This window comes from Ekhidna sp. (assembly GCF_040223195.1).
Classification (GTDB): domain Bacteria; phylum Bacteroidota; class Bacteroidia; order Cytophagales; family Cyclobacteriaceae; genus Ekhidna.
On record NZ_JAVKDX010000015.1, the window covers coordinates 265493 to 285102 of the forward strand.

Annotated in this window: 15 protein-coding genes; 9 read left to right on the forward strand and 6 right to left on the reverse strand. The window is 36.4% G+C overall.

All coding sequences use genetic code 11. From position 1 onward, the window contains the following. Positions 1 to 91: 91 nt before the first annotated feature. The 4 genes from RLN88_RS08440 to RLN88_RS08455 all read right to left on the reverse strand — a co-directional run bounded on the left by RLN88_RS08440 (position 92) and on the right by RLN88_RS08455 (position 9039). Positions 92 to 799 carry a hypothetical protein gene (locus RLN88_RS08440; protein WP_350220951.1) on the reverse strand — a complete coding sequence of 236 codons (708 nt, stop codon included), beginning with the start codon at positions 797 to 799 and terminating at the stop codon, positions 92 to 94. Then, the gene (locus tag RLN88_RS08445; RefSeq protein WP_350220952.1) at positions 756 to 6797 is read right to left on the reverse strand and encodes a P-loop domain-containing protein; all 6042 of its coding nucleotides are present in this window, start codon (positions 6795 to 6797) and stop codon (positions 756 to 758) included. Before RLN88_RS08445 ends, RLN88_RS08440 begins: the two co-directional genes overlap by 44 nt. Before the next feature lie 245 nt (positions 6798 to 7042). Next, positions 7043 to 7609, reverse strand: coding sequence for a recombinase family protein (locus tag RLN88_RS08450; RefSeq protein WP_350220953.1), 567 nt, complete (start codon positions 7607 to 7609; stop codon positions 7043 to 7045). Positions 7610 to 7614: 5 nt separating this feature from the next. After that, positions 7615 to 9039: an AAA family ATPase gene (locus tag RLN88_RS08455; protein ID WP_350220954.1), complete on the reverse strand. Its 1425-nt coding sequence runs from the start codon at positions 9037 to 9039 to the stop codon at positions 7615 to 7617. A 191-nt stretch (positions 9040 to 9230) separates the two neighbouring features. Here RLN88_RS08455 and RLN88_RS08460 point away from each other — a divergent pair, with 191 nt between their 5' ends. The 5 genes from RLN88_RS08460 to RLN88_RS08480 all read left to right on the forward strand — a co-directional run bounded on the left by RLN88_RS08460 (position 9231) and on the right by RLN88_RS08480 (position 14333). Beyond that, the gene (locus RLN88_RS08460; protein ID WP_350220955.1) at positions 9231 to 11132 is read left to right on the forward strand and encodes an AAA family ATPase; all 1902 of its coding nucleotides are present in this window, start codon (positions 9231 to 9233) and stop codon (positions 11130 to 11132) included. 21 nt (positions 11133 to 11153) lie between these two features. Further along, positions 11154 to 11729: a hypothetical protein gene (locus tag RLN88_RS08465; protein ID WP_350220956.1), complete on the forward strand. Its 576-nt coding sequence runs from the start codon at positions 11154 to 11156 to the stop codon at positions 11727 to 11729. Positions 11730 to 11827: 98 nt separating this feature from the next. Beyond that, positions 11828 to 12610 (forward strand): hypothetical protein, encoded by a 783-nt coding sequence (locus RLN88_RS08470; RefSeq protein ID WP_350220957.1) that lies wholly within the window; start codon positions 11828 to 11830, stop codon positions 12608 to 12610. A 134-nt stretch (positions 12611 to 12744) separates the two neighbouring features. Further along, entirely contained in the window at positions 12745 to 13668 is a 924-nt protein-coding gene (locus tag RLN88_RS08475) for a hypothetical protein (protein WP_350220958.1), read from the forward strand. A 233-nt stretch (positions 13669 to 13901) separates the two neighbouring features. Further along, positions 13902 to 14333: a hypothetical protein gene (locus RLN88_RS08480; RefSeq protein ID WP_350220959.1), complete on the forward strand. Its 432-nt coding sequence runs from the start codon at positions 13902 to 13904 to the stop codon at positions 14331 to 14333. A gap of 20 nt (positions 14334 to 14353) precedes the next feature. On the opposite strand, the gene RLN88_RS08485 is transcribed toward RLN88_RS08480, so the two are convergent. Continuing rightward, the gene (locus tag RLN88_RS08485; protein ID WP_350220960.1) at positions 14354 to 14818 is read right to left on the reverse strand and encodes a hypothetical protein; all 465 of its coding nucleotides are present in this window, start codon (positions 14816 to 14818) and stop codon (positions 14354 to 14356) included. 236 nt (positions 14819 to 15054) lie between these two features. Here RLN88_RS08485 and RLN88_RS08490 point away from each other — a divergent pair, with 236 nt between their 5' ends. After that, the gene (locus RLN88_RS08490; protein ID WP_350220961.1) at positions 15055 to 15303 is read left to right on the forward strand and encodes a helix-turn-helix domain-containing protein; all 249 of its coding nucleotides are present in this window, start codon (positions 15055 to 15057) and stop codon (positions 15301 to 15303) included. Between the two features lie 63 nt (positions 15304 to 15366). Here RLN88_RS08490 and RLN88_RS08495 read toward each other — a convergent pair whose 3' ends face one another. Further along, positions 15367 to 15777 carry a helix-turn-helix domain-containing protein gene (locus tag RLN88_RS08495; RefSeq protein ID WP_350220962.1) on the reverse strand — a complete coding sequence of 137 codons (411 nt, stop codon included), beginning with the start codon at positions 15775 to 15777 and terminating at the stop codon, positions 15367 to 15369. 141 nt (positions 15778 to 15918) lie between these two features. Between RLN88_RS08495 and RLN88_RS08500 the strand changes: the two genes are divergently transcribed. The 3 genes from RLN88_RS08500 to RLN88_RS08510 are packed head-to-tail and all read left to right on the forward strand — an operon-like array spanning position 15919 to position 19354. Further along, positions 15919 to 17877: an integrase catalytic domain-containing protein gene (locus tag RLN88_RS08500; protein ID WP_350220963.1), complete on the forward strand. Its 1959-nt coding sequence runs from the start codon at positions 15919 to 15921 to the stop codon at positions 17875 to 17877. Further along, a complete protein-coding gene (locus RLN88_RS08505) occupies positions 17874 to 18569 on the forward strand; it encodes an AAA family ATPase (RefSeq protein WP_350220964.1) in 696 nt (231 codons plus the stop codon). The genes RLN88_RS08500 and RLN88_RS08505 overlap by 4 nt, the downstream gene beginning before the upstream one ends. Beyond that, complete coding sequence (locus RLN88_RS08510; protein WP_350220965.1) at positions 18563 to 19354, forward strand: hypothetical protein; 792 nt, start codon at positions 18563 to 18565, stop codon at positions 19352 to 19354. Before RLN88_RS08505 ends, RLN88_RS08510 begins: the two co-directional genes overlap by 7 nt. The last annotated feature ends 256 nt before the right edge of the window (positions 19355 to 19610 follow it).

Genomic DNA, 19610 nt, shown 5'->3' on the forward strand with positions numbered 1-19610 from the left:
AAGTGACAATAATTCCAAAAAGTGAACATTTTCAATTACTCAAGACAGTAGTGTATCACCGTTTAAATTGTAGTGTAGCAGGTATTAACGCTCAACCGAGCTTATCAAGCTCTTTTTGGTATGTTTCTAAGATTGAATCTCTAATTGAATTGAATGCTTCAATATTTGCTATTCTTTTCTTTAGCTTCTCTACTTTTTCTTTTGTCTCATCCAGCTCTTCATCTTCTTGACCTTTGAGATATTCATCATAATCTGAAGTGAGCCTTATGATAGTAGTGTCTGGGTAATCAATTAAGTCAATAGCATTTCTTATATATTCCGCTTTTTCATTATTGAGTTCTATTTCAGATGATGCGCGATATAATAAATCCGAAATTATAGATCTTGCAAGCTTATCCACCTCCAAGGCAACATCAAGATGATTTTTAACTTCATCAGACTTATCATCTTTGCTCTCTTCATCCAAAAAAATTGCAACTCGTTCAGGATAAAAGAATGTCCCTTCCTTATTAGGGTTAAGCTTTTTTAAAGTCTCCAATAGTGGTTTAAATTCTTCCAAATGATCTTTGAGCGGGGGAACTGACCATCTATTTTCCCAGAGTTTCAGAATAATTTCAAAGCATTCTTTCTCTGCTTTAGATTTCTTGCTTCCAGTTAGTTTTTTCGACAACTCTATCTTTTCAGCTACATAATGTGCCATCCACTTTGAAAGTGTATCAACACCTGGGTCGAGTTCCAGTTCCTTGACTATGGATTTACCTAAGTCTATAATTTTTTGAGATGCTTCTAAGTCTTCCATCTGGTGTGAATAAGTAAATGTTATTATGAGTTAAATACTTGTATTTTTCTTCGTCTGATCTGTATTTGTATTCTATGTCTCGACTAATATTGACATCAATAATCAAGTTGCTATCATAGATTTGACAGAGTCTTTTGAGTAGTGGTAATGATGCACTTAAGCGCATGCCAGATTGCTCTGGTTCTTCATCATAAACGCGTGGCTCACTACTCCAAATATCACATTCGAGAACAATTTGGCCATCGTTAGCAAACCATTTTAGGCCATTCACATCTGGTGAAAGATTTAACTCTTTGTTGAAAGGCTCTCCTAACGAAAATGGTGGGTAGCTTATACTCCCTGCATAAGGATCAAATTCGTCGATCCCTTTGGATACATAGGGATTAAAAATAAACCCGCGAAGTTTAAATATGCCTGAATCAATTTCTACCCTATCTTCCTCAAAATCCGGTAATTTGTAATCGTGATAATCACTTGTTGTTGCAAGAGCCCTCATCAAAGCGATTGAGGTTTCTTTGGAAACCAAGGATGATGAAACTGTTTGAGTTTCATATCGTGAATTATGCTTTTCAGTCCATCCCCCCTTTATGTTAAGCCAAGTTTCTTCTCCATTTCGAACTTTTATGCTCTTTAAAAAATCGATCTCTTGAATATCAGTTCTCCACAGTTCATCTTTATTTTCTTTAGTTATCCAATCTGGCCGTTCCAATGGAAGTTTACCTCTGCTATCCGATAACCATTTACCATCAATTCTTGTCAAGGAATGTCTAGACAGCCAATAGTCCCATGGATCTTCTTCATCCCAATAGTCTCTTGAAGAGATGACAGGCATATTTTCAACCAACTTGGCTGCTACGACCAGCATTGAATGATAAGAAAGATAAAAATCCAAATTGTCAGTTTTTGGATAACTACCATGGTCATGCCATGTTTTCCTATCTTGAGACCGGTTCCAAAGACCAACACGGGGATCATTATTATATCCTGATTTTGTCCCAAGCCCCCATTCCTTAACAATCACTTCTGCGCATAAGTCTTGAACTTGTTTACCAGGAATCCCAAAAACTTCACCTAGAGGTTTATACCAATATTCATCAAAGTCCCAGCCAAAATGACGATCTATGTCAGTATCAACCTCTCCACTTTGATGCAAGTAACTATCTGTTCGATATCCATATTCCTTTTTCCTAACTTCATGCTTGCTCTTGCCAACGTCTTCAAAGCTGGAGATCTCTCCGCTACTATAAGTTCCTGGAGTGGCTTTTTCAATATTCAAAGCAATTTCTGATGAAAACTTTTGGATCAATACATGAGACTCAAATTGAGAGTGCTTCTGAAATTTCTCCTTATAGTCGACTAGTATTTCGGGGTTATCTATAGACACTCGACAAAGTGCGATGAGTAAATATTGTCTTGCGTGTAAATTGTAGAATGGGTACTGGTTGCTACCATAGGCTTCAACCAGGTCATGTTCCATCCATTCAATCAACGAATTTAAAACTTTGGTGCAACCAAAATCAGCTAGTTTCTTAACTGTGTGGCAAGCTCTCCAACGAGTTTCAGAGAGTGGTGATCCAAGTGCTGACCAAATAAATCCCGCTATATTATTATTTATATCGCTCGAAACATGCAACCATTTACCCCAAGGCCCATCTCCAAAATCATCTTCAATGTGCAACTCAAATCTTGATAGAGCATAGTGTGTTAAATCTGAGGCAATGTCTGCATTTACAAATGATGCTGCATGCCTCACAAAACCGAAGAGTGTACTGGCATCAGTTAATTCCTGCCCTTGTGAAAGACCATAGAACACACCTTCTTTCAATTTATTCACCAATTCTCCATCTATTGCATGAGTCTGGACTACTGACCGAAATGAATAGGTACTAGCAAGTCTATGTGCGTACTTAACACCAAACCGGTAAAGAACAGTTGGCCATTTTTTCTTAAAACTCACCTTATTTTTCCAGGCATCAGGTATCGAACTTAGCACTTGCTCAAAATCGTATTGACTTATTTTTTCAAAGTCCAACAATTCATCAATAAGATCATGTATCTGATTAGGCTTGATCTGCTCCAGTGTTTTCGAATAAAGATCACTGACTCTCCAAAAACGATCATCTTCATTGTCACTGAACTCCTGTAAGAATCTTTGGTGAACCTTCGCTAATCCTCCCGTCTTCAGAATGTCTATGTCGTTGAAAACGCGTGTCCATTTTTGAGCCTCCTTCTTAGTCTCAGACTTATCTGTTGCCCGCTTACTTGGATGATTATGGATTGCTGGTTTAGAGTTGCTACTAGTCGCAGAAACAACACTGTTCAATTCATCTGATTTAACCTCGTATTCATCACCAATAGCCTTTAACTGCACCCAATAATCGGGGTTAACCCCCTCCATTCTTAGCAAAGAGACAGCATCATCAAATATTTCCTTTTGGTGCCTTTCATCATCTTCATTTTTTAAGCAAGCCGTTAGTAGAGAATCCGATACATGATCTCCGAACAACCTCGTCATCGACCATGCCAACGTGGGATTGACCGTTCTTGACTTTACCAGATAGATCAAAAGGTCCTCTATCTGGTAATGAAACCGACCAATTTCACGATCACGCCAACGACTTAATGTAGATATAGCAATTGGGGGAGACATCTTTGCGCAGGTAATTACTGCATCTGATCTATTCCAATGCTTTTCTCGGGCTACATATCCTCCAACTAGCTCTGCACACCGGATGAACCTGTAGGCAATTTCGTCAGTAGCTTTTCTACCTGCTTGTCTTCCCAACGAAACCACTGCCTCCCAACGCTCAACGATTTCATCTCCAAATTTGGAAACTATGTCTATGGCCTCTTCGAAATAAACGGCAGCATCGTCAGGGGCTTCTAAAAGCACCGTCCGAGCCAACGAAATATAGTGGTCTGCAATCTCTTCAGGCCCAACATCATTAAGTTCTTTTATTCTATGGTATGTAGAATTTTCGATTTCAGGGAGAATAGGGTCAAGGTGGGATGATCTACTTCCAGCACGCAGGACGTTTATTCGATGCTGGATATTAAATGAGGAGTTATCGCTGAGGTATCCTTGGTAGAATTTCTTAATTGCCGGGCTTTCTATATGGGTGCAGTAAATCAAAATGGAAGAGATGATTTCTGCAATCTCTATAGGGAGAATATCGTGTGATCGATATCTTCCTCCGTGAGCTTTTTTTGATTGTGAGGTAACCTGAGCTGCATGATCAATGAACTTTTGATTTTCTCCCGAGATCAGAGAGATCCTAAAGGTATACCAGGGAATCAGGCTACCTACTACCTCTTTAAATTCTTTAATTTCTTCCGTGAACCTTCTCTTCTTATCATCTGATTTATAGCGCTCTGGAATCATAGCATCCAAATCCATTGCTGATTTCTTGGATAAGATATTTCTTATGGCTAGTGCTTTCAAAAAAACCACGCGCTCCCTTGAATCATAAGTGGCCCCAACTCCAATGGTAGCTTGTTTTGGTACGTAATAATCTAATGCTTGAAGTATTTTACCATGACTCAATTTCCGATGCAAGCAGGCCTCTAAGAAAGCAACAATTGACGGGGTAAGATTGTCATGATACGTGTCGCTCGGTTTCTTTATTCGTTGCTTTGGGTTCGTCAGTGTGTCTAGACACTTTTCTAAGTTTTCTGCCTCTGGAAATCGTCCCACTTCTACAAGCTCACTGACAATAGCTACAACGTAGAATTTACTTCTCCTAGCAGATTTTAGAATTTCTTCAATTTCCTCAAAACGGCCGGCATCTATTAGTCGATTTACCAAGCCTTTCATGTCTTTAAATATAAATTCTTTAGGCTGAAGGCTATTTAGAAATTTTAGGCACTTCCCTGCCCCAAATAGGTTGAGATGGGCAAATGCAATTTCAATAATATCTCTATGCTCTACCTTGTTCTCCCGTATCTGATCGTCAGCCTTTTTCACTTGTTCGATGTGAATCATCAACCAGTTCATCGCTGACCGCAGGTATCCACTTGCTTCTCCTTTGTATTCCGCTATTCCGCTAAGTAGAGATGCCGTGTACACATTTTCAGAGCCTTCCCAACCGCTCCTTAAGACTCTCTTAAAGGCAATTTCCTGAACCTTCGACTTGTCTTGTAACAAAGGCAGTATGTCTGTATTGGCCTGAAAAAGATCTTGTTGTCGCCGATCTCCTGCTACTTCCTCTCCTGCTCTCAAAGCCAGCTTTATGGCATCTTCATATTTCTGTGATCGCAGGGCTGCCTTGAAAGCAAACTGTAGACGGTAAACCATCACATTTCGTTTATCTATTGGATTATGTTCCGGCAAGAGCTGTTCAGAAAGTGCCATTTCGATAAGCTGGTCATACATACCCGCTTGCAGATAAAGTTGAGGAAGTACCTCAGCTACGTAGGTAAGCTTTGCCGCCAAAGGCTCTAACACCTTTATATATTGGGCAAAATGATCTTCGGTTGCGAGATAGGTTTTTCGAAACCAGGTTTCAGTCGGTTCATCTCTAAACTGTACTGAAGAGTCCAAGGACCAAAGCGACCGCCCGATATCGGCAACAAAACTCCTAACATCCTCTTCCTGAACTCCGGAGGCTTTTGCTAATACTTCAATCGGAATATTTGGGGGTAGGCTAGCCAAACCTGTGGAGATTTTATCCACCTGATTCTGGTATTCTACAGTTGTGGCATCTTTTACTTTTTGAACGGCAGACTCCAACTGTATTTCGATTTGCTTTTCTACTGTGGTGCCGAAAGGCCCTAAGTAACTCAGCAATTCCTTCACCGAGGTGTGACCGGCTGCTATCGAATTCATTTGAACCCTTGGGTTTCCATTGGTTAAACGGTGAAACTCACTCCCTTCCTCTTCACTTGCTGCCGGAAACCACTTTTTAAGGTTCTCATAAGTTTCTTCCGTGGAGAATGGTGGCAAACTGATTTGAGGTATGCCTCCGGGTGGTTTCAAGAGATGAATCCTTTCTGGGCGACATAACAAAACGACATGGCAATCTTTTGGGAATTGTTCCCTTAATAATTCATTTGCAAAACAGCTATCGCTGAATTCGCTGGCAGCCATTTCGGCATTGTCGGCAGCATCGATCAAAATGAATAATTGTGCTGTTGTTTTTGATTGTTTCAGCACTTTGAGCGTTGAAGCTACCCTACTCAAAAAACCTCGCATAATCATATCCTCCTGCGTGGTGTTGTTAACGAGCATGGGATCACAAAATCCCAATGATGCCAACTCATTAGCTATCTGCACTAGCGCTTCTCTATGCTTATGCCTGTGTTCACTTCTACTGCGATATTTACCTGAACCAAAGCAGTCATAAGAAATACCAAGTGACCCTTCCGGTAAAGCCTGAATCGCATACTGACTAAAGACAGATTTTCCAACACCACCTTCTGCATGTATGATCACAGGTTGATTGGATTTATTGATCTCATCAATCAGTTCACTGTAAACATCTCTAATCGTGAGCTTATCTACCTTCTCAAAAAGCGGTGGGGCAGGGAAAAGCTCCTTTTCGGATGTTACACGAAACGGCTTTAGAACATGTTCTTTTACAATCTTTCCATCAGAATTGGGCAAGACCCTTTCTTGAACCATGGAAACGATGCTGTCCAATTGGCTCGGGTCTATGATTCCAGGTTGCAGATGAGTCATTTCGACCCTCAGGTCTTCTTTCTGTACATTGTAGTCACCTTCACCATCTTCCAGATTTAGCAGGCTGCAAAACTCAATGAGCTTTTTACCGGATAGCTTCGTGTACTTTTTCAGGGTTTGAATAAACTGCTTACTTACTACATCTTCTTTGATAATCTTTTCAATGTTCGTCTTAAAAGACTCTGCAATTTTCCTGTTTGCGATAATGGTAAATGATACTCCTCCAAGAGTATTTTCTTTATCATGCTGTTTATACCGTTTAGAAAAACCTTCAATCGTTCCCTTTAACCCACTCAACGTAAAAGGCTTGTCTTTTTGCACAGTGGAGTGCTTCAATTGGTAATAATCAATGCTTTTAGAACTAGTAGAGCTATCATGGTACTCTGAAACATCAATGACGTACTCTCCAGCTTTCTTACTTTCTTTTGACCCTTCTATTACAACTAGCTCCAAACTTGACTTTGGTTGTATCAACCTCAAACAGCGTCTTGCAGCCCATCGGTAGTGAAATACATCACCTGCGCGGGAGTACGAAACTAGATTGTTATTCTCCTTTATTAGGTCCATTATTCCTTCACCCCCTCTCTTCTCAAATACTCATAAAGTGTAGATCGACTTATTCCAAGAGTTGATGTTATCTCACTTATTGGTAGCTGCTTACCATATAAGGTAACTGCTGCTGCAGCCTTACCTCTATTGTAAGATCCTTTTGGTCGTCCACCTTTCTTGCCTCTTGCTCTTGCGGCGCTTAATCCGTGTTTCGTACGCTCGCTTAAAACTTGGACTTCCATTGCTTTAAGAATTGCAATTATTTGAAAGACCGCTTCTCCCATAGCAGAAGTAGTATCAAACATCCCTTCCTGGAGACTTTTAAATTGAATGCCTTTTTCTTTAAAGTCGGTTAGTAAGTTGATGAGCTCTTTTGATGTTCTCCCTAACCGATCTAGGCTATAGACTATCACTGTATCTCCTTCTCGGAGCTTACTTAACATCTCTTCAAGCTTTGGCTTCTTCGCACTTCTTCCGGAAAGTTTCTCAGAATAGACCTCTTTACAGCCAGCTTTCTTCAAGGCATCAACCTGAAGGTCGAGACTCTGGTCCTTTGTACTTACCCTAGCATATCCAAATTTCATTTGATTTACCCATTTTCTATTAAGTCTCGAAGAATTTGAATTGATTCAATAAGCTCGTAATTTGAGTACCTATATTCCTGCATTGTTTTGTTCTCCGGATGATGGATTTGATTCCGGATAAAAGTTGGAAGGGTTACATCATATGGCTCTCCGTTAATTGTACCCCCCCTTTCTCTTTGCCAACGCTTGGATTTTTCAACTGTAAATATTTCTAAAGTCTCTTCAATGTCCTTTTCAGTCCATGATTCGAAAAGTTCCTGGGCGTACCCATATAATTCATTATGATATTCTTCAGTTGGAAGTTTGAAGGCCAAATAATTAATTTCATTAGCTGAAATCCATGGTAGCAGTAAGGACCTGTTGGATAATAATTCTACCTCTTCGCTACCCTTTTTAAGACCAAATATCTTTATCCTATCATTATATAAAAGTTGCTTCACCAACAGGGGCGAGTGAGTAGTGATAATGATTTGATTATTCTTTGAAGCTCCTATGAGAAACTCCACAAATTTCTCCTGAATACTTGGATGAAGATGAAGCTCAGGTTCGTCTATCAAAGCAATTAATTGTTTACCGCTTTGCTGTGACAAGTAAAAAGAATAGATAAGAGAAAAGATCATTTCATAACCTGAACCAAGATTACTAAGTTTAATTTGTTGATTATTCTCCTTGATCTGAGAGAAAAAAGACTTAAGAAAAGGTCGGAAGTTATCGATAAAGTCTAGTCTCAAATCAAGTCCACTTAATTCCTTGAATTGCTCCAATGCTTGAGTGAGGAAATCGTTCTGAATTTCAATTTCTCCGAAAAGAGAATTCAAATCCTTTAGATCTTCTTGACCCTGAACATACTTGTAATCAAAGTCCTCCATCAATCTATCGAATCTAGTAGAGTTATATGTTCCTGAGCGAGTTTGAAATGTTCGATTCTTATCTAAGAAGAGAAAATCGTTTTCATCAAACCTTTTTCCTTTAAATGGATTATTGACATTAACTCTCAAATCCGGACTTCCATCTTTAGGTTTATCCTGTCCTACCGGTTTAATGAATTTTTGATCGCTAACTATCATAGAAGATAAATACGCCTTAGTTGCTCTTGACCTAATACCAGCTTCGAACCTAAAACCAACTGACATGAATGTAGACTTAGGCATAGTTCCATCAACCGAGAATTCCTCACTGGACAAAACATCTATTTCAATTTTTTGATTTGGATCATGAAAATCATCAATTTCTACAGCGTCTGCTTTGTATGATAAAAATGGAAGGGCAAAAGCATCCAAAATAGAAGATTTGCCACAACCGTTTTCACCTAAAAAAACAGACAACCCACTACCTTCTGATCCATCAGGTAAATTGATACTATCTATTGACAATCCTTTATTTGCATTGAACAGTCTAAAATTCTTGATATGAATTTCCTTAATATTCATAATTGAGGTAGTTCGAATAAACGACCGTTTTTTCGAATCCATATAAGCAATCCTAAAACCCAGCCGAATCAGATTCCAGTAAGTTCGAAAAACTAGTTTGAAAAAACAAAGTTTGATAAAGGTCATTTCGAGACTTTTTACAAACTGGCCTGATAGTTGATTACATTTATTCAACACACCGCAATCATAGTATGTCAAAGAAGGATCTAATCATTACAAAACTTGAAGGTTATTCAGGTATTCGTCTCCAGGATGGAGAGCCACTTCATTTTAAACCCGGAATAAATCTGTTAGTTGGTAGAAACGGAAGTGGTAAAACCAACCTACTTCAACTTGTTAATTCCTTATCACAAAAAGAGATCGATATTAAGAGTAAAATTGAATCTTCATTTTTCAGAAAAAAGGCCAAGAATATCTTAAAAAAGGAATCGACTAATATTAGAGAGAGATGGGGTGAAATGGAATTAGTTAAATATTCATTCAATGACAATAACGGATACATCTCAATTGCATTAAAAGATACTACTGATGATCGGGTACTAGAGAATATTATCCAACCTGGAGAACAAAGTCTTGGTCAAATACATAATATCAAACAGGGACCTACCTTCAAAATAAAGCCCATACATAGTAGTCATAGAACTTTGGAATTAAATTTCGGAGGATCATTTAATACTCATGTTCTCTCAACTAATAGAGACAGAGACATAAGTTCGATGATCGAAGAGCCTATAGGGATGGTCAACGAATTTGTCTACCATCGATTTCTGGATTTTTTTAACAGTGAAGAATTTGAGAATAAAATTCAAGAGCTTGAATTGCTGATAAATGAAAAACTCAGATCATTTTTCGGCATAACAAACAAAAAAATAAGACTTCATAAAAGTACCCGAAACTATTTGCATATCAAACCAATCCTATTTGATGGGGATAATGAAATAAAGCCTGAAAATATAAGTTTAGGAGAAGGTGCCCTTTTAAACATAGTTTTTGAATTATCCTCTTCTGATATTGATCAATATGATGTTCTTTCTTTTGACGAGCCTGAAATACACATGCATGACGACATGGTCTCAGTCTTCGTCCAAGAAATCATTCGACTATCCAATGGCCATCCTAGTACTCGAATTCTTATAGCCACTCACTCAACGAGTTTAATTGAAAAGCTGGCTTACTACGGAGATGAAAAAATCAACTTGATAGTCTTCAATGACAAAAGAGAAGTAAGCAATTCTAATAAGGATATTGACCTTATAAATGCCCTAAATAGAAATGGAGTTTGGTTTTCGCCATTAATGCTCTCAAAAAGGTTCAATCTATATATCGAGAATCAAGGAAAAGGAGAAACAAGTCATAAGGACTTTTACGGAAAGTTTTTTGACCCAAATAACAAACCTAACATAATACCTATAGGTAGTGGCGCTAGTGTTGAGCAAAGTCAATCATTCTCTGACACGCTTCAAGAACTCTTGAAGTCATCCGATATTAATTCCAAAGGAATCCGTGATGGGGATGTCTGGGTAAAAGATAGACTAATTCAATATCTATCTGGCAGAATAGAACTGAATGAATTCATATCACTATTGACAGGTTCTCAGGGTTTATATATCCGAATTGATAAAAAGAAAAGAGAGGCTAACCCACATTTCTATTTCAATTTTTGGGAGATCGAGAATCTTTACTTGATGGAAGAAATATTACACTGTTGGAAACTCAAAAGGAAGGTTCTATCTAATTCTATCCTCCATAAACTACTCAAGAAAAACATATCACTTCTATCGAAGGAGTTTTTGGAAGTTTTTTACAAAGCCTTGTACCCAAGACCCAATAAGAAACATGATTTACAAAAGAAAGTTAGCGTGATGAATGAGAAACTTATTATTGCTATGGAAGTCGCTGAAACGGAGTCTGAATTGAACGATCGTGCAATATCGTTGGTAAAAAGGCTGATTGAAATTGATGAGGTCAAGTGGCTGCCAGGAAAAGAAATATATAGACTTTTAGAAAAGTCAGGCTATTCATTTGATGATACTAAGGTGGATTATAATAGCCTTGAGCTGAGTAAAGGAATAAGGGAAATCCTTCTTCTCTAGTAAAAGAATCAATTCACCTTTATGGATCACGAGAGATTTAAAGAGCTTGCAAATGATTATAAAAGATGGGTTATTTATTCTAGCCATAACATGTCGGTTGGAGATGACTTATTTTCAAATATTCAGCGTGCTAACCACGAAGTTATTTCGCTTCAAAAGAAGATGGAATATGATTCACAACACTTTCACAATTCTATCGGACACTGGGGTGCATTGGCTAATGCAAGAATTTTATTCTATGGATTAGCCATAGAAAATGCATTTAAGGCTAGATTAATATTTGATGGTAAAGTATACTCCGATGGAGAGAAATTTGTCGGACTGAGGTCTGATCATAACATAGAGGCAATGGCAAATCAGCTCGGAGTAAGCTCCCCTAAATCCAACCCTAACTTTTTGAAATATGTCACTTTTCAAACCCAATCGTTATCAAAGTATCCAATTGCTAAATCATTAAAGAAACAGAAGGAATTCACCGGCGTAATTGTTGGGGCTATGAAAAGAGATGGGGTTCTTACAGAGGAAATAATCCTTAGAATGCTAAAGGAAGATGAACTCATTAGAATTTTCTTACAAAACAAATTTACTATCAGTTAACTACATTAGGCAAATCAAAAGTTAAAACTCCTGAACTTCAAAATTTAAGTGTTCATCATCCTTTTTGTAACTTCATAATGGCATATCAGTTGTTTAATATGAAATACGAAAATAGGATTGTGTTATTCTTAGATATCCTGGGTTTCGAAGGGATAATATCAAAAACAGTTGAAAAAGGAGTAGATGACAAAGAGAAAATTGCTAGTCTCTATAGTGTTTTATCTCTTATTAGATTTCAAAATGAAGATTCCGCAACTAAGTCAAGAGTAGTATCCCAATTTTCAGATTCTCTAGTGGTTTCATTTAGAGAAGATGATATTGGAGAATTCATAAACTTTTTCAAAGAAACCCTTCGTCTAGTGACTAACCTCATAAGCCATGGAATTCTTTGTAGAGGTGGAATTTCGCATGGGAAACTTTTTCATTCAGATGAATTCCTATTTGGTCCAGCATTGATAGAGGCATACCAAACAGAATCTAGAGCTGCACTTTATCCAAGAATTATTTTGGACAGACGTACAGTAGATCAATTGCGTTCAAACTACCAAAACAATGTGCATGACAGCCTTAGGCAAAACCGTTTTGATCCAAAAGTAATGTCAATATTGACCCGGGATACAGACGAAAAGCTTTATATCGATTACTTCATGGGCGCTTTGACCTTATTTCGTGATGAAAAACTAGTATCTTATTTCAGACAATTAAGAAAACTCATTGTAGCAGGGCAAAGATTCGAGCAACCAGATATAAAGGTTAAATATGGCTGGTTAAAAAATAAGTTCAACAAGTTCTTGAATGACTTGCCCTCCGTCGGAAGTGATAATATGTTCTGGAATGAACATTATGATTTATTGCTGAAGAATATTAGTCATATAAAATAGGTTGTGAGCAAAATGAGTTTCCAGCTCTACCCTTGAGACTTACACTTCCAAAGGAAAAAGAATTTGTGGAAGTGACGGGACTCGAACCCATAACCGGAAATGAAATCTTCATTTAAACAAGGAGAACGAAAGTTATGAAACATAAACACTTTGAATCCTCGCCCTACCTTCAATATAAAAACTTTCATATTGAATTAAACTATTACATAAAATTATCCGCCGCAGCAATTGATAATTTACTTAACGAGTCCAATGAAAGCAATTTTATAGATAGGCTTGACTCATTAGTAAGAAATGCAAAAGAAAAGTGGAATGGGTTTCATATATCAGAACCTGTATTTGAACTAAATAAACTAAGAGTCCAACTTACCAAAACTGGGGTCATGTGGGTTTATTCAGCATTTGATGTGTTTCTTAATCATGTACACAGTTTGTGTTCTCAAAAAAACGGAAAATCAAGCATAGACCTTGCTGAAGATACTCCTAGAGAATCAAAAAGATTGAGAAATTTATTCAGTACTTACAACTGGGATATTTCACAAATTACGTATCTAGAAATAGTATATAATTACTATTCTTTAATGAGACATTGTATTGTGCACAATATGGGAAAGGCTAGCACAGAACTAATAGATATTGCAAAATCCAATGAGTTTAAAAAAGCAATTGAAAATTGGCCTACAGTAAAAGAGAATCGTAAGCTATCTCCACCTCCAGAAATAGATAAAAAAGGTAATATCGAATTAAATCCTCATCACGCTATAACTTATTCTGACGTTTGCTATAGAATATCCAAAGAGATAAATTGTCATATACTCATTCACCTTGGTGAATCATATTTTATTCTTTCAAGTATCAAGAAAAACATTTTAGATGCTAATCATTTACATCATTCCAACAGTAAGAGAGTCTATGGATATCTAAAGGATAGAATTAAAAAAGAATGGAAGTTAGATGACTTAAGTGATAGCTTCCTCAGAGAATTTTTGGAAGAAAATGGAATCAGACAAAAGGTTCTTGCTAAATACAAATTACTGGAGCACAGTAATAAATCATGAATGCCCTTTGTTGGCAAAAGAAAAAACCACTTTTAAAATTCAACTTCATATACCCAATTTCAGTAAATTGATTACACTAAGAAATAGATTATGTTGTGGTATATTGTTTCATTGGGGTTTTTGATCTTTGGAGGTTGTTTGGTTTATCTAATCATCACTAACCGTAAGGTGAACCTCGCAAGAGATTCAGATGAGGAGAATAGTAAAGAAGTCACATAATTACAGATTTTATTATGCTTCTAGATTACCTAAAATTTGTAATTAAAACACTTTTGTTTTTTGCTGCTATAGCAAGCGTAGTGTTTAGTTCAATTGGAGAAGCAATTAAAACCTACTTTATCACGAACAACATTCTTACTTTTTCTGAAGAAGGGATCACTATCCCAATGTTATTTTCCATTCAATCATATATACTAATTGGTTCAATAATCATTTTTGTTGGTGCAATATGGGCTTCTTGGAAGGCTAGCCGTTTTGGGTTTAGTGATGAACTTCAGTACTTCTTAGTATGGTTAACTGCAATTTCCTCTTGTTTCTATTCTTTATCAAAAACAATTAGTTGGCTAGAACTTACTTTCTGGATTGTTCTAGCAGGATTTCTTTTCTGGAGTTTAGGAAAATATCTTGTGTGGAATATCAAAGAAAATTTATCCCATTTTGATTAGTACACTGTGAATCAAAATGCTCAATAATTGTCAACATTTTCAATCTCTCTTATTACAATCTTGTAAACTGGCTTAGATAGCATTTTACTTATAATGATAAAATGCGTTTTGGTCTGGTTTCGGAAATATAAGGTTGGAGCCTTAACCCTTACGAGTCTATAATTTAGCTCTAGGTGATCAGCAAAAGAGTTAGCCATTTCTGATTCGCAAAGAATCGTAATTGAAGAAAGACTGTCCCTTTCAATTAGAGCATAAATTAATGTAGAATCAGACAGTGTGTAAACCTGAACAATTCTCTCCCCATCATCCTCAGTCTTACTGAGATTTGATTTAAACATAAAATCATCCAAGGCTTTAGAGTCATCCCCCACTATGGAAATCGCATTCTCAAGCACTGCTTCTGGGTTCCAACTTTGACTTGATGCAGCATAGAATGCAAATAGAATCAGTAGTGTATAAACTGCTCGACTCAATAGCTTACTCATATGGTAAAACTTCAATAATGCTACTTAAAGGAATTGACTCATGTTCTTCAACATTTTGCCAGATCCCGTGCCTGGCGATCATTACACTTGATCCTGAAATATGAAGTATTGTTCCAGAAAAATGCCTTTTACATGTTTTATATATTGCAGTATGCCCTTCAGCAATTTGATTCATAACCTGAGCAGAAGTTGAATTCAATAGCAATATAGGCATATATGCTTATATACACTTTCTCGTGAGTCACGAATTTGAGGTCGTGATTGGCATCAGGAACGAACAGTTATTAAAAAGATTTGGAGAGCGAGTGAGATTCTTGAGATCTCAAAAGGGGATATCTCAGGAGAAGTTGGCCAATTTATCAGGCATCACTATTAGCCAGGTATCAAGAATAGAGCGAGGTGAGGTAAACACTACAATAAGTACATTGGAAGTCCTTTCCAAATCTCTTAATATTCCTCTTCCTGAGTTGGTAGATCTAAGTTAGATTTTGATTCCCCCCCTCATTGAACGGAAGTGACCGTTGGAAAGCCAGCAAAATCACATTGCATCAATTGTAGTAAAAAGGTCTTCTTTTAGAATTCGATGAATTGGTTGGTAGCGGTTTGGCGCCCTTCATTCTGTTATTCTCGATATGCACTTCACAAATTTTAATACAAGCTTTCAAACATAGATCTTGATCTTCTTTAGGAAGCTCGGCAAAGTATTTATCCAAAACCTGTGTATAAGAATATGTGAGATGATCATCGCTAAGTTCCAGCAAATAATCTGATCGACATTCCAGAACTCTACTCAATCTATATATCAAGTCACCATTAGCTTTATGAATACCTGGTTTTAATAAGTTGGTTAGGTAACTAGAAGGTCTTTCCACTGCTTTAGCAAGTTCTCCCTTTTTAATTTCCTTAGCTATTCTCATACGCTCTAGTCTCTCACCTAAAACCCCAAATTCCTGTTTCATTTTTAATAATTTTATTATTAAAAATATTCATTTATCATCCATAATTAATTTTTTTTAGTAAAAAACTTGACAAAAATGATTTTATTATACTAATTGTTGTCGCCATTAGTCGCATTTCTTTTTTTTTAAAATGCGACTATTATGATCAATTCACACTCAACCAATGAAGTCAATCTCCCGACTTCAAATCACTCATCTTACAATAGCATCAGTTCATATGTTTCCAAAGATTTCTTAATAAAACTCGGATTGTCGAAGCAGGCAATTGAGAAAGGTATTTGTGAGCGACTTGACGGCCTAACTAATCATTGGCAGTATAAAAACCTAGGAGCAGACTCGGAAACGCTTATTGATGTAAACAGCATTCCAACGGAGTATCATACTCTACTAGCATCATTCAAGAATTCCAACATTAAAGATGTTGAAGTCCCTAATTTTTTAGTCTTGAAAGGGAGGTACTTGATTGATATTCTTCACGCCTATGAAATCGGATACAAGGACTACCTCTACAACTATAAAGAAATCACGACTGAATCGACAAGGATCAAGTACGCTCGCAGACTAGCTGTTTTCAGTAGATGTGCAGAAATATATATTGAAAATAAATGCAAGCGTGGCATCATCAAAAAGATTTTTTATAGTCTTAGGAAGCTGAGTATTTATTACTACTCTAACCTTGATGCTTTTAGAAAAAAATTTAGAATATTCCTTCATTCGTCTAATCCGTCAGAGGAAATATTGCACAGAGCCGTAAACAATGGTAAACCAAGAAAAATAACTGATTGGCACAAGTTAAAAATTATGGATCTAATGGGTGAAGGCTATCTGAAAAAAGTCATTCTAGACAAAATCAATGAACAAAGTAATCCAAAGGATAAAATTTCATACACAACATTACTCAATAATATTTCTCCAGAAATTGAGAATATCACTGCAGAAAAAAGATATGGATATGATTTCTATAAAAAATACTTAGAGCCATACATAAGGCGAAAGAAACCTGACTATAAATACCAGGTAGTAGAAATCGATGGTAGCCGATTTCAAATGGTCTATTTGGATGAACGTGGAAAGATTAGATTCCTAAAAATCTTTGTTATCCTTGATGTATTCTCATCTATGATTCTTGGATTTTCACTGAGTGAAGAAGAAACAACTGAGATGGTTCTAGAAGCCTTCCATATGTGTTTTAAGATTCATAAGGTTGTGCCTGCATGCATAGTATCAGATAAATCAACCGCTATCACATCTAACAAATTCACAGAATTTAAGGAGATAACAAATTTGCTTTATGGAACCTTATGGAGAGAGCATCTACCTGACTACCCCAATGCCAAAGGCACCGTGGAGAATTTTTTCAGAAACTTCCATATTCAGATTGCAAGAAAATATGTGGATTATGTTGGTCTTGGAATAACTGTAAAAAGTCACGACTTCAAGATCAAAAAAGAGCATATAAAGTTTTTGAAGAGGAATAAAAATAAGCTTAAGACCAGAAAGGAATTAGTTCATTTCGCATATGGGCTTATTAATGAATGGAACACCTCAATAAAGCGGAAAGGGTCCCCCCTTCAAAAGCATTTACAAGGAAGAATAAAAGATGCCAAGAAGATAAATCCAGAAACAACCGCCAGACTATGCTGGAAGCATTCTAGATGCAAGGTCAATAAATCAAGAGTAAGATTTAGAAACACAGAATATGAAATAACAGATTTCGACAATAGAACAAAGTGGAATAATAAGATAATCGATATCTATTATCATCCTAATGTTCAAGAATTCATATTCCTGTTCGATAATCTACGATTTATTGAAAAGGCTAAACTCAAAAAAATTTACTCAGAAGAAGATCCATCCAAGTTTGGTAAGATTCGATCTAATAAAATGTACAGAGGATATCTAAATAAAAAGTATCAAGAAAATAAGAAACAGCTTAAAGAATTAGAGTACAATGATCCCGTTGTAGATCTTGTTTATGAACCTAGCAAGACAATAAGCAATCAACAATTTGAGAGGTTCTTCCATGAGAACTATTTAGAAGGTGAGATGGTAGAAGATGATTCTTTAGATGTACATGAATTGCCAAATCTGATATTATGAAAGCTACAGATAATTATCCTCTACCCTTATCCAATTTTTTAAAAACCAGGAAATTCAGTTCTTTCATCAGAAGTTCAAAGTCCTTGGGTATTGTTTTTGGTGAACCTGGATATGGAAAAACCACAACATTCAAAAACGAAGAAAGGCTCGATACTAAAGTCAAGTATTATCGTGTTGGCTATCAGGAGCCTTCCAAAATATTCTACTCAAGAGTATTACTTGACTTAATCGGTAATAAAGACATTGATTTAAATAAACTCAGAAAATCTAGCTACTTGACTTATCTGATTGATAGATGTTCCAGTGAAGTCAATGAGAGGAAACATATTGAGTTAATAATAATTGATGAAGCTGGAAATTTTAGTAGTCGATACCTTCCGCATATTAGACAATTATGGGATAATATAAACCAGAACTGTGGTGTACTAGTAGCAGGTCCACTCTCCTTTATGTATAACCTTAAAAAATGGAGATTGGAGAATAGAACTGGAATTCATGAAATGCTATCCAGGGTGGGTAACAGAATCTTAACTCTCGAATCTCATAAGTTACGTGATACAGAATTGTTCTGTTCCGAAAGTAACATTCATGATCCTTCTGAGATTAATTACTTTCATTCAAATTCCAAAAGCATACGTGACCTGGAAATACTTGTGAATGATTTCAAAGCTGGACGGATAAACATATGTTAGGTGAAATTTTCGCGATTGAATGTCCAATTGAGGATGAAATCAAGGCCCTAACCTTAAGATATGGTCATATCCCTAAAGAGGTAAGGAAGAGTCAAGAATTCTATGTGTGGTCAAGGATGATAAGGAAGAAGGGGTTAAAACCTCGATTTACTATTCTCGATAGCAATATTGATGGTATAGATCAAAGTCTGCTTTTCAACATGTATATAGATTTATTTAAAGGTTGGGATGTAGGACTTTTCAATTTCACTAGAAAAAACAGTCTAAAAATTAGCATTAAAAGTGCCATGTTTAATAGACAAAAAATTAAGGTAGACATCACTGATCTTGGTTATTTCGAGTTGGCTTTAGATAAGTTAATGAACGATTCTCCTCTTAAGATTTTTATCCCATTTGACCTTGCTCTTGAATTAGTGCTTTATTGCTGTTTATATAGAATATTGAAAACTGATCATTTAGAGCTTTTGGAGTACAAGAAATTCGAGCTTTTTGAACAGCTGCCTTCAAATAAATCAGAGCTAGTCGCGACCGCATATAGTCTTATGATGTGTACTCAAATAGGCAGAAGAGATGAAGACTATGCATTTCGAATCATTAGGGAACTATCTACTACACAAATAGTTAAAGGAATCAATCTAATATTTAAAACATTCAGTTTTAGAATATCATTAGATAGAAAAGCCTGGATTAACCTTAATGGAATACTTGGATATCTGCATGATGAAAAAGAATATAGAAATAACCCATTCTTTGCTGAGATTTATGATCAGCTTCTAAAAGCCTAACCCATATTCACAGTCACTATAATACTTTTTGGAGTGTTATTTTTTTTGATAACCTACAATTTAAGCAAAGCTTTTAGCTAGAAGAAAGACTTTTTATATTGTTACGTTCATGTGTAGAGCACAATTTAAAATGTAGTGTATCACCATTTAAATTGTAGTGCTTCCGCTCCTTTGTCCATGGTTTGTGTCTTCACAAATCATTTAGGGACAGAAGACAAAAACCGAGGCATTGGGATTCTCAACAAACATTCATGAT

What these genes read in the sequence shown, in the direction of transcription:
- RLN88_RS08440 (WP_350220951.1), bottom strand. Translation starts at nt 799, where the DNA reads ATGGAAGACTTAGAAGCATCTCAAAAAATTATAGACTTAGGTAAATCC.
- RLN88_RS08450 (WP_350220953.1), bottom strand. Translation starts at nt 7,609, where the DNA reads ATGAAATTTGGATATGCTAGGGTAAGTACAAAGGACCAGAGTCTCGAC.
- RLN88_RS08455 (WP_350220954.1), bottom strand. Translation starts at nt 9,039, where the DNA reads ATGAATATTAAGGAAATTCATATCAAGAATTTTAGACTGTTCAATGCA.
- RLN88_RS08460 (WP_350220955.1), top strand. Translation starts at nt 9,231, where the DNA reads ATGTCAAAGAAGGATCTAATCATTACAAAACTTGAAGGTTATTCAGGT.
- RLN88_RS08465 (WP_350220956.1), top strand. Translation starts at nt 11,154, where the DNA reads ATGGATCACGAGAGATTTAAAGAGCTTGCAAATGATTATAAAAGATGG.
- RLN88_RS08470 (WP_350220957.1), top strand. Translation starts at nt 11,828, where the DNA reads ATGAAATACGAAAATAGGATTGTGTTATTCTTAGATATCCTGGGTTTC.
- RLN88_RS08475 (WP_350220958.1), top strand. Translation starts at nt 12,745, where the DNA reads ATGAAACATAAACACTTTGAATCCTCGCCCTACCTTCAATATAAAAAC.
- RLN88_RS08480 (WP_350220959.1), top strand. Translation starts at nt 13,902, where the DNA reads ATGCTTCTAGATTACCTAAAATTTGTAATTAAAACACTTTTGTTTTTT.
- RLN88_RS08485 (WP_350220960.1), bottom strand. Translation starts at nt 14,818, where the DNA reads ATGAGTAAGCTATTGAGTCGAGCAGTTTATACACTACTGATTCTATTT.
- RLN88_RS08495 (WP_350220962.1), bottom strand. Translation starts at nt 15,777, where the DNA reads ATGAAACAGGAATTTGGGGTTTTAGGTGAGAGACTAGAGCGTATGAGA.
- RLN88_RS08500 (WP_350220963.1), top strand. Translation starts at nt 15,919, where the DNA reads ATGATCAATTCACACTCAACCAATGAAGTCAATCTCCCGACTTCAAAT.
- RLN88_RS08505 (WP_350220964.1), top strand. Translation starts at nt 17,874, where the DNA reads ATGAAAGCTACAGATAATTATCCTCTACCCTTATCCAATTTTTTAAAA.
- RLN88_RS08510 (WP_350220965.1), top strand. Translation starts at nt 18,563, where the DNA reads ATGTTAGGTGAAATTTTCGCGATTGAATGTCCAATTGAGGATGAAATC.